This window comes from Bradyrhizobium genomosp. III, from assembly GCF_000261705.1.
GTDB classification, from domain to species: domain Bacteria; phylum Pseudomonadota; class Alphaproteobacteria; order Rhizobiales; family Xanthobacteraceae; genus Bradyrhizobium; species Bradyrhizobium ottawaense.
On the sequence record NZ_AJQF01000070.1, the window covers coordinates 1 to 8,916 of the forward strand.

Annotated in this window: 12 protein-coding genes; 4 read left to right on the top strand and 8 right to left on the bottom strand. The window is 62.8% G+C overall.

The genetic code is table 11. From position 1 onward, the window contains the following. The 4 genes from IC66_RS0106875 to IC66_RS47615 all read right to left on the bottom strand — a co-directional run. A partial coding sequence (locus IC66_RS0106875) for a tripartite tricarboxylate transporter permease (protein WP_038947115.1) occupies positions 1-913 on the bottom strand: 913 nt, incomplete at its 3' end. A gap of 43 nt (positions 914-956) precedes the next feature. Beyond that, positions 957-1,448, bottom strand: coding sequence for a tripartite tricarboxylate transporter TctB family protein (locus tag IC66_RS0106880; RefSeq protein ID WP_038947116.1), 492 nt, complete (start codon positions 1,446-1,448; stop codon positions 957-959). A 92-nt stretch (positions 1,449-1,540) separates the two neighbouring features. Then, positions 1,541-2,548, bottom strand: coding sequence for a Bug family tripartite tricarboxylate transporter substrate binding protein (locus IC66_RS0106885; RefSeq protein WP_028143034.1), 1,008 nt, complete (start codon positions 2,546-2,548; stop codon positions 1,541-1,543). Positions 2,549-3,004: 456 nt separating this feature from the next. Beyond that, positions 3,005-3,142: a hypothetical protein gene (locus IC66_RS47615; protein WP_162832240.1), complete on the bottom strand. Its 138-nt coding sequence runs from the start codon at positions 3,140-3,142 to the stop codon at positions 3,005-3,007. A gap of 418 nt (positions 3,143-3,560) precedes the next feature. Here IC66_RS47615 and IC66_RS0106895 point away from each other — a divergent pair, with 418 nt between their 5' ends. After that, positions 3,561-4,892, top strand: coding sequence for an Hsp70 family protein (locus tag IC66_RS0106895; RefSeq protein WP_038947117.1), 1,332 nt, complete (start codon positions 3,561-3,563; stop codon positions 4,890-4,892). A gap of 193 nt (positions 4,893-5,085) precedes the next feature. Here IC66_RS0106895 and IC66_RS0106900 read toward each other — a convergent pair whose 3' ends face one another. Next, positions 5,086-5,529 (bottom strand): SRPBCC family protein, encoded by a 444-nt coding sequence (locus IC66_RS0106900; protein ID WP_028143036.1) that lies wholly within the window; start codon positions 5,527-5,529, stop codon positions 5,086-5,088. 133 nt (positions 5,530-5,662) lie between these two features. Beyond that, the gene (locus IC66_RS0106905) at positions 5,663-6,352 is read right to left on the bottom strand and encodes a hypothetical protein (protein ID WP_038947118.1); all 690 of its coding nucleotides are present in this window, start codon (positions 6,350-6,352) and stop codon (positions 5,663-5,665) included. Between the two features lie 345 nt (positions 6,353-6,697). Here IC66_RS0106905 and IC66_RS0106910 point away from each other — a divergent pair, with 345 nt between their 5' ends. From IC66_RS0106910 to IC66_RS0106920, 3 genes are all read left to right on the top strand, one after another. Next, positions 6,698-6,907, top strand: a complete 210-nt coding sequence (locus IC66_RS0106910; protein ID WP_028143038.1) for a cold-shock protein — start codon at positions 6,698-6,700, stop codon at positions 6,905-6,907. Between the two features lie 100 nt (positions 6,908-7,007). After that, entirely contained in the window at positions 7,008-7,250 is a 243-nt protein-coding gene (locus IC66_RS0106915; RefSeq protein ID WP_028143039.1) for a hypothetical protein, read from the top strand. 56 nt (positions 7,251-7,306) lie between these two features. Further along, positions 7,307-7,531 carry a hypothetical protein gene (locus IC66_RS0106920; protein WP_028143040.1) on the top strand — a complete coding sequence of 75 codons (225 nt, stop codon included), beginning with the start codon at positions 7,307-7,309 and terminating at the stop codon, positions 7,529-7,531. 72 nt (positions 7,532-7,603) lie between these two features. On the opposite strand, the gene IC66_RS0106925 is transcribed toward IC66_RS0106920, so the two are convergent. Together IC66_RS0106925 and IC66_RS0106930 are read right to left on the bottom strand one after the other, a co-directional pair. Continuing rightward, positions 7,604-7,816 (bottom strand): hypothetical protein, encoded by a 213-nt coding sequence (locus tag IC66_RS0106925; protein WP_028143041.1) that lies wholly within the window; start codon positions 7,814-7,816, stop codon positions 7,604-7,606. A 287-nt stretch (positions 7,817-8,103) separates the two neighbouring features. Beyond that, on the bottom strand, positions 8,104-8,916 hold an 813-nt coding region (locus tag IC66_RS0106930), incomplete at its 5' end, for a CoA transferase (RefSeq protein ID WP_038947119.1).

The window sequence follows — 8,916 nt, forward strand, 5'->3', positions numbered from 1 at the left end:
CCGGCGCGATCACGCCTTCGATCTCGCCCTTGCCGAAATTGTTGCCGCGCCGCGCCAGCCGCTTGGCGATGCCGTAGCTCATGAAGGATGCCGGCGTCGCTCCGGCGGGCGTGACGCCCATCCAGCAGCCGATCAGGCAGGAGCGCAGCGAGGTCATCCAGTAGGTCGGCAGCTCGCGCCAGGTCTGAAGCACGACGCGAAGGTTGATGCTGGCATTGCCGCCGCGGAAGGCGAGCCCTTCCTCCATGGTCAGCAGGATCTCGCCGATCCCGAACAGGCCGATCACGGCGATCAGGAAGTCGAATCCGTTGAGCAGCTCGGTGACGCCGAAGGTGAGCCGCAACTGGCCGGTGATCGAATCGAGGCCGACCGCGGCGAGCGCGAAGCCCATCATCATCGCCGCGATGGTCTTGAACGGCGGCTCCTTGCTGAGGCCGACGAAGCTGCAGAAGGCGAGGAAGTACACCGCGAACTTCTCCGCCGGACCAAATCGCAGCGCAAAGCCCGCGACCAGCGGCGCGACCAGCGTGATCATGATGACGGCGAACAGCGCGCCGACGAAGGAGGAGGTGAAGGCGGCCGTCAGGGCTTCGCCGGGCTTGCCCTGCTGCGCCATCGGATAGCCGTCGAAGGTGGTCGCCACGGACCAGGGCTCGCCGGGGATGTTGAACAGGATCGAGGTGATGGCGCCGCCGAACAAGGCGCCCCAATAGATGCATGACAGCATGATGATCGCCGATGTCGGCGGCATGCTGAAGGTCAGGGGAAGCAGGATCGCCACGCCGTTGGCGCCCCCGAGCCCCGGCAGCACGCCGATGATGACCCCGAGCGTGATGCCGATGATCATCAGCATGATGTTGTAGGGCTGCAGGGCGACCGCAAAGCCGTGAAATAGATTGGCCAACTCTTCCATATCGATACGTCCTGCAGCAGCAATTGAATGAATGCGTGGGCCCTTACAGACCGAGCCACTCCTCGAACGGCCCCTTGGGAAGCGGGACCAGGAACCAGCGCTCGAAAACGAGATAGGTCACCACCGGCATGCCGATTGCCACCGCGATGACCGTCAGCCAGCGATAGCCGCCGAGCCAGCGCATGAACCAGGCGATGAAGACCATCGAGGCGATGTAGAGGCCGATGAACGGCATCGAGCCGACATAGATCGCGGTGGGCACGACGACGCTCATGACCTGGCGAAGCTGTCCCCATGCCGCGAACAGCCGGCCGTCGTCGTCGCGCTGCGCGTGCCACAGGTTGATGGCACTCGCACCGACGATGGCGGCGCCGACATAGAACGGGAAGAATCCGGCACGCGGGCCTTCCGCGCCCCAGTTGATGCCGGCCTTGATGCTGCCGAAGATCACGACGAGACCAAAGGCGCCGATCAACAGCGCCATGCCGATCTCCAGCGTCTTGTGGGTCGGGCCGGATTCGGATTGTTCAGTCATGGGAGCTCCAGGCGGAATCGGACTGTTTCGCAGCAGACGGGAGGACGACCGGCGTCCTCATCCGTCATCGGTGTCGCGGGTCAATCCCGGGATCAATTGCCCGGCGCGAGGAAACCGGCTTCCTTCATCAAGCCCTCGTGCCGCTTCTCCTCCGCTTCGACCCACTTGGCGTAGTCGGCCCCGGTCAGGAAGGTCGTGTTGAAGGCGCCGCTCTTCATGAAATCCTGCCATTCCGGCGTGGCGCGAACCTTCTTGAACAGCTCGACGTAATACTCGACCTGATCCTTGGTGGCCTTGGGCGACATGAAGATGCCGCGCAGCATGAGATATTCCATCGCGAGGCCCTGCGACTTGCAGGTCGGAATATCCTTCCAGGCCTTGCCCTCTGCGATCGGCTCGTCATAGGCCATCGGCTGGGCGTCGAAGACGCAGAGCGGACGGAGCTTGCCGCCGCGCCATTGCGCGACCGCCTCGATCGGATTGTTGACGGTGGAATCGACGTGATTGCCGACGAGCTGAACCGCGACCTCGCCGCCACCCTTGTAGGGGATGTAGGTGAACTTCGCGTCGATCGCCTTCTCGATGCCGACCGTAATGATCTGGTCTTCCTGCTTCGAGCCGGTGCCGCCCATCTTGAATGAGCCGCTTGGGGCCTTCTTTGCGGCGTCGACGTAATCCTTGACGCTGGTGTACGGCTTTTCGGCATTCACCCAGAGCACGAATTCATCCAGCGCCAGCATCGCGACCGGAGTCAAATCCTTCCAGTTGAACGGAATCCCCGTTGCCAGCGGCGTCGTGAACAAGTTCGAGAGCGTGATGATGATCTTGTGCGGATTGCCCGACGACGTCTTCACGTCGAGAAAGCCTTCACCGCCTGCACCGCCGGCCTTGTTGATGACGACCAGCGGCTGCTTCATGAGATTATGCTTGGTGACGATGCCCTGGATGGTTCGTGCCATCTGATCAGCGCCGCCGCCGGTGCCCGCGGGCACGATGAACTCGACCGGACGAACCGGCTCCCAGGCCGCAAAACTTGCAGTGCTGCCGGCGCACGACATCGCCATTGCCGCCAAAGCGACATTCAGAACGAATGACTTCATCTCGTTTCTCTCCCTGTCGAAACGCGGCCGTTCTTTGCCAGCTCGCGTCAGCCCATCTGGATTCACACGCTTGGGGTCACCTTTGCGGTCGATCTCCCATTGCAGCCTCACCAACCAGAAGTTTATGAGCGGGGACAAGGGGCGACATCCGCTCCTTTGGGCTAAGGCTCCGCCCTGATTGGCAAACGTGCCATTTCCTTGGCCGTTCCTGTCCCGCGCTCTGCATCCCCATCTAGCACCTTGGTCGTGCAATCGTTTTGGTTGTCGAATGGTATGCGAGATGCCAGCTGGCTCACAATTGGACGGCCGGCCAAATCGGCGGACCAATCGTCGCAGTTGTGTTCGCGGGCGAAGCGGGGACCAAAAGAAAATGGCCCCGACGAGGGGGCCATTGATCAAACCTATCGTCTGCGGTTGCCTGCCGCGCGCCGTTTCGGCTGCGCGGGGAAGGCCTTCTTACAGGCCGAAACGCGGCAGGTCGCCATTGTGGTTCGAGATCTCGGCGCTCGCCATCAGGAAACGGTCGACCGCAGCCATGAAGCGGCTGAACAGCGAGGAGGAGGGGGCGAAAGCGACGGAAGCGGTCTTGGACATTGGAATTCCCTTTCTTGAGACGATCAGTCTTGGCGTCTCGTCTGGGGATGAAACTATGTATACCAGATGCCACTGTCTACGCGCTTGTTTGCATAGCAGCATACAAAGTCCCGCATTGCAGCATAATGCGGGGTTAATGAGGTCGGTTCGGGCTTAAATGGCCTCCAAACGGGGCTTTCCGGCTTAGACGCCGTCTCCGGACGCCGAAGCGTACCTGCCAGAGGCATATCCATACGCTTGAAGGGGAAACCGGGGCCCACCGCGCGAACCTGAAGCGAGCCGCAATGGCCGAGGGCTTTGCAGGGCAAGGCTTTGCGGGGCAAGGCTTGGCAGGGCAAGGCTTTGCAGGCAAGGCTTGGCAGGGCAAGTCAAAGCCGCTAGTGGTCTGCCCCCTTCCAATCATCTGTCAGAGTGGTTCATGTCGAGCGCCTCGCCCGCCGTCTCGATCGGCATCGATTTTGGAACCAGCAATACGGTCGTCGCCCTTGCGGCGGACGACCGCCGGGTCGAGGCCATCCGCTTCGATCACGGCGGACAGCGCCACAGCGTCTACGTGTCGGCTTTGTGCTTCTGGGAGGATCGGCCGGGCGCCGGTGCCCAGGCCGAAGGCGGCCCCTGGGCGATCGAGACGTTCCTCGAAGGACGCCACGTCTACCGCTTCCTGCAGTCGTTCAAGACGTTCGCGGCGAGCAGCAGCTTCAACACCACGCAAGTGTTCCGGCAACGCTTCAAGTTCGAGGATATTCTGGCGGCGTTCCTGCGGACGCTGGCGCGCCATGGCGGCGACAGGTTCGGCTTCGAGACCTCGACCATCACGGTCGGCCGTCCCGTGCGCTTTGCCGGCGGCAATCCCGACGAGGCGCTGGCGATGCAGCGCTACCGCGCCGCGTTCGAGCGCCTGGGCGCCGGCCATGCGCGCTACGTCTACGAGCCCGTGGGCGCGGCGTTCTCCTTTGCCCGGAGGCTGGAGCGCGATGCCACCGTGCTGGTCGCGGATTTCGGCGGCGGCACCAGCGATTTCTCCGTGATGCGTTTCTCGCGCGCGGGCGGCAGCCTTCGCGCCGAGCCACTCGGCCACGCCGGCATCGGCATCGCCGGCGACACGTTCGACTACCGCATCGTCGACCAGGTCGTCTCGCCGCGGCTCGGCAAGGGCTCCAGCTTCCGCTCGTTCGACAAGGTGCTGCCGATCCCCAGCGGCCATTACACCAACCTCGCGCGCTGGCATCAGCTCGCGATGATGAAGAGCAACGGCGATCTGCGTGAGCTGCGGGAGCTTGCACGCACCGCGCTGAAGCCGAAGCTGCTCGAGGATTTCATCGCCATCGTCGATCTGGACCTCGGCTTTTCGCTGTACCGTGCAGTGTCAAATGCCAAGGTTGCGCTGTCGGCGCAGGACGAGGTGGATTTCCGCTTCAAGGGCGGCGGCGTCGATATCGGATCGACCATCACGCGGAAGAATTTCGAATCCTGGATTGCAGATGACATCGCCCGGCTGGGGGCCACCGTCGACAAAGTGCTGGCCGAAGCCGGCATCACCGCGCGCGAGGTGGAGAAGGTGTTCCTGACCGGCGGCACGTCCTTCGTGCCCGCCGTTCGAAAACTGTTCGCCGAGCGGTTCGGCAACGAACGGCTAATGTCGGGCGATCAGTTCGAGTCGATCGCCTATGGCCTCGCGCTGATCGGGCACAGTCCCGACCCGGACCGCTGGACGGCAGGTGGCGGGCTGGAGGCGAAGGCGGGCGCTTGACGATTGTCCGTCATTGCTTCGCTGCGCTCGGAATGACCGCGTGGGTAGAGCGGCGCATCAGATCGAACAGTGCCGTAGGATGGGCAGAGCGAAGCGTGCCCACGCGTCTGTCGCCGTACGAGAAAGATCGTGGGCACGGCGCAAGTGCGCCGTTGCCCACCCTACGACACCAACTACGATACTTTCGTCACGGCTACTGATTGATCTCGGGCTCGACGAGCTTCGCCAGATTGCGCAGCGATTCCTGCCAGCCGAGATAGCAGGCCTCCGGCGGGATCACGTCGGGGATGCCGGCCTGCGTGATGTCGATCTCGGTGCCGACCGAGACCTTCTTCAGGATCACGGTGACCTCGATCTCGCCGGGCAGGTTGGGGTCGTCGAACCTGTCGGTGTAGCGGAGACGTTCGCCGGGCACGAGCTCGACATATTCGCCGCCGAACGAATGGCTGTTGCCCGTCGTGAAATTCCGGAACGACATCTTGAACGTGCCCCCGACCTTGGGCTCGAAATGATGCACGGTGCAGGTAAAGCCGTTCGGCGGCAGCCATTTCGCCATCGCATCGGCCTCCAGGAAAGCCCGATAGACTTTTTGCGGGCTGGTGGCGAGAACGCGGTGCAGGCGGATCGTGCTGGGCATAGTTGTTATCCTCAGTGTTTGATGGGCCCGAGATTGGCGTCTATGGCCCATTCATGTCACGAGGACGACCGGGAAGCCGCCGATCCGACATGGCATCTCGTTTTTTTTGTCGGCGGTCCTTCTGGCCGGGTTGCTAGATCGCTGCGACATCCTGTGGCGTCATCGTGAATGCCAGCCTGTAGCGGCCGATCTTGATATCCTCGCGAGCACCCGCCGCGTGAAGCGACGACGGCGAGAATTGGCCGGCGATCCCGGCGTCAACCACATCGGCATCGTAACCCGACAGCAGGACGATCCAGTCGGCAGCGCCGTCCCTGCCGCGGATCTGCTGCTCTGTGGTGGGCGCGCTCGTGCGAGGCGTGTCGGTGAAGAGGAGGTGGGCGCCTGTCAGCCCCGGCTGCAGCGCCAATGCGTTGAGCGTTTCCGAGAGGCGCGTTTGAAGCTCCGTCTCCCGTCCGGCCTGGGGCGACAGCCTGATGGTTGCCAGCGATGTCGCCACACCGCCGCCGAAGCTCGACGCCACCCGGCACTGGCTGCGGACCATGCCGAGATGATGCGGCATCATCTTCGCCGACCACGGCGTCGGCGCATTGAGCCGGTCGAGATATCCGCTCGACGTGAGCACCTCATACTGTTCGAGCTCGTAGAGCACGAAGAAGCCCTCTGCGTCCGTCGTGCTGGTCCAGCGCGAGCCGCGCCGGAAACCGGGAATGCTCATCCGCTCCGGAAAGTGCTCATGCGAATGCCAGTCGCCGAACTCGCTGCGCTGTTCGGGGCGAACGCTCCACCACATCGCGACGGCGGCCTTGCCCAGTAGTGACATGGTGACCTCCCATCCTGCGCAGCAAGATCAGCCCCAATGTCTACGCCTCGTCAGCGGAAGCCACAATTCCGCAGCCGTTCCTCGTTCAACTCCTCAGCGTTTCGCCAGAGGGAGGCCCCGCGTAGTCGTCTCAAACCTGGGAATGTTCCGCCGAGGTGCTGGTGCAATTAAGCTTGGACAAGCCTTGCAAGTAGAGACGGTGAGGTATACCTTAAAAGTTGTTCGTTCAGCCGCTGTGCCTTGTTGAATGCGCCCGCGGGCTCCTTTTCCAGAGACATCGACGAATTGAATTGGTTCTGCGTGAGCGTCACGCGGAATGTGCGCTTGCGCGCTTTGGAGAAGAAAATGACGACAGGTACCGTGAAGTGGTTCAACGGCCAGAAAGGCTTTGGATTCATTCAGCCCGACGACGGCGGCCAAGATGTGTTCGTTCACATCAGCGCGGTCGAGCGGGCTGGTCTTGCGGGTCTCGCTGAAGGCCAAAAGGTCAACTTCGAGGCCAAGACCGACAAGATGCGGGGCAAAGTCAGCGCAGAGAATCTCTCGCTGGCCTGAGCTCCCTGGTGCCGTTTCACGGATGTACTGAAACGGCCACGCTGCCCGCTCGATCCTAGGGATTGAGCGGGTTTTGTCTGTTTTCGGAGCAGGGTGAGGGATGAGCGCCAGGAAATCGGCAGAACCGTCACCCGAAGGTATCGCGCGTTCCAACCGCCAACGATTGGCGGCTGAAGAAGGAGCGCGCGCCATGGCGGATGCCGTAAAACAGGCGGTCGACGTTCGCAAGAACATGGCGCGGCTGCGCGAACTGCGCGAAGCCAAGGAAGCGGCCGACGCGACCCTTCGAGCATCGTTGCCGGCATCGCCCCCGACGAAGCGCAAGAGGAAGCCGCCGCAATAATCGACTTCAGCAGCGCCACCGATGAAATCTGGAGAGGACCGGTCACATGCCGAAGAGTGCGGGTCGTGCCTAGAGCCAAGTCGGACGGCGGTGGCACAATCACCTTTTTTCTGGCGCTTGGCGCTGGCCGACAGATGTGCCGGCTCGCGACCACGTTCCAAACGCAGAAACAGGCCTTCAGCTATCTTCAGAAGCACCGCACCGAGTTTGAGCGCATCGCGCGGACCCGGCTGGCGTCCGGGGAGCTCGAGGACGGCGTCGTCCTTCTCTCTATGCTCTAGAGCATGATCCGGAAAACGTACGGCGGTTTTCAGCCGGCCGGATGCAGATCGTAACCAGCGACAAGACGCTTCCTATTCGGGCAAGCCTTTTTCAAGCAGCTCTTTTTCAAGCTGCTCTTTCGACTTCGCCTCGCGGGCCAATCGCTCCGCTTTGAGCCGCTCGCGGTTCTCGTTGAGGGAGTGCTGGTCCTTGGCATAGTCGTTCATCGGCTTCTGCGTCTTGACTGGCTTGAACGCCTTGTTGGCTTCGCGCTTGGCCCGATCAGAGGATTGATCTCTCAACATTTCGACCTCACTTCGATCAATGGGCGTAGCCCGGGAGCGCCTGACGCGACGCCTCCCGCCTGCAAGCCGATATGGATTGATTGGTCCCTCCGAACGGGAGGGTGGATCATCCTTCAGTGTTGGGCGGGTCTGGCGCGAGGTTCGGTCACTCGCCGTGGAGGCGGCACGTTCGCATTTCTGAGAGCATGCCGGTCGAAGAAGTAACGGCCGGTGTGCGGTTCGGTTCCTTTGGCGCGAACAAAAAGGCCGCCGAAACCGGCGGCCTTTCGCGCTTGCAGCGAGCTTGCTTACTCCGCGGCCTGCTTCTGCGGCGGGTCGAGCGCGCCGGACTTGTGGATGTCGGCGACCTGGTGGTCGCTGAAGCCGAGCACGGAGCGCAGGATCTCGTCGGTGTGCTCGCCGAGCAGCGGGGAGCGCTCGACGTCGCTCGGGCTATCCGACAGCTTGATCGGGTTGCCGACCGAAATGTACTTGCCGCGGGTGGGGTGGTCGACTTCGACCAAGGTACCGGTGGCGCGCAGCGACTGGTCCTCGATGATCTCCTTCATCGACAGGATCGGGCCGCAGGGGATGTCGTCCTTGTTGAGGATTTCCATCGCCTCGAACTTGGTCTTGGTCATCGTCCACTGCTCGATGCGCGCAAAAATCTCGTTGAGGCGCGACAGCCGGGCCGGCGGCTTGGCGTAGTCGGGATGGGTCTTCCAGCCGGGTTCGCCGATCACGTCGCAGATCTTCTCCCAGACCGGCGCCTGGGTGATGAAATAGAGGTAGGCGTTGGGATCGGTCTCCCAGCCTTTGCACTTGACGATGCGGCCGGGCTGGCCGCCGCCGGAATCATTGCCGGCGCGCGGCACGGCGTCGCCGAACGGAATGCCTTCGCCGTACTGGCTGTATTCCTTCAGCGGGCCATGGGCGAGGCGCTGCTGGTCGCGCAGCTTGACGCGGGCGAGGTTGAGTACGCCGTCCTGCATCGCAGCCGTAACCTTCTGGCCCTTGCCGGTGACGGTGCGCTGGTAGAGCGCGGTGACGATGCCGAGCGCGAGGTGGAGGCCGGTGCCGCTGTCGCCGATCTGCGCGCCGGTCACGAGCGGCAGGGGGGG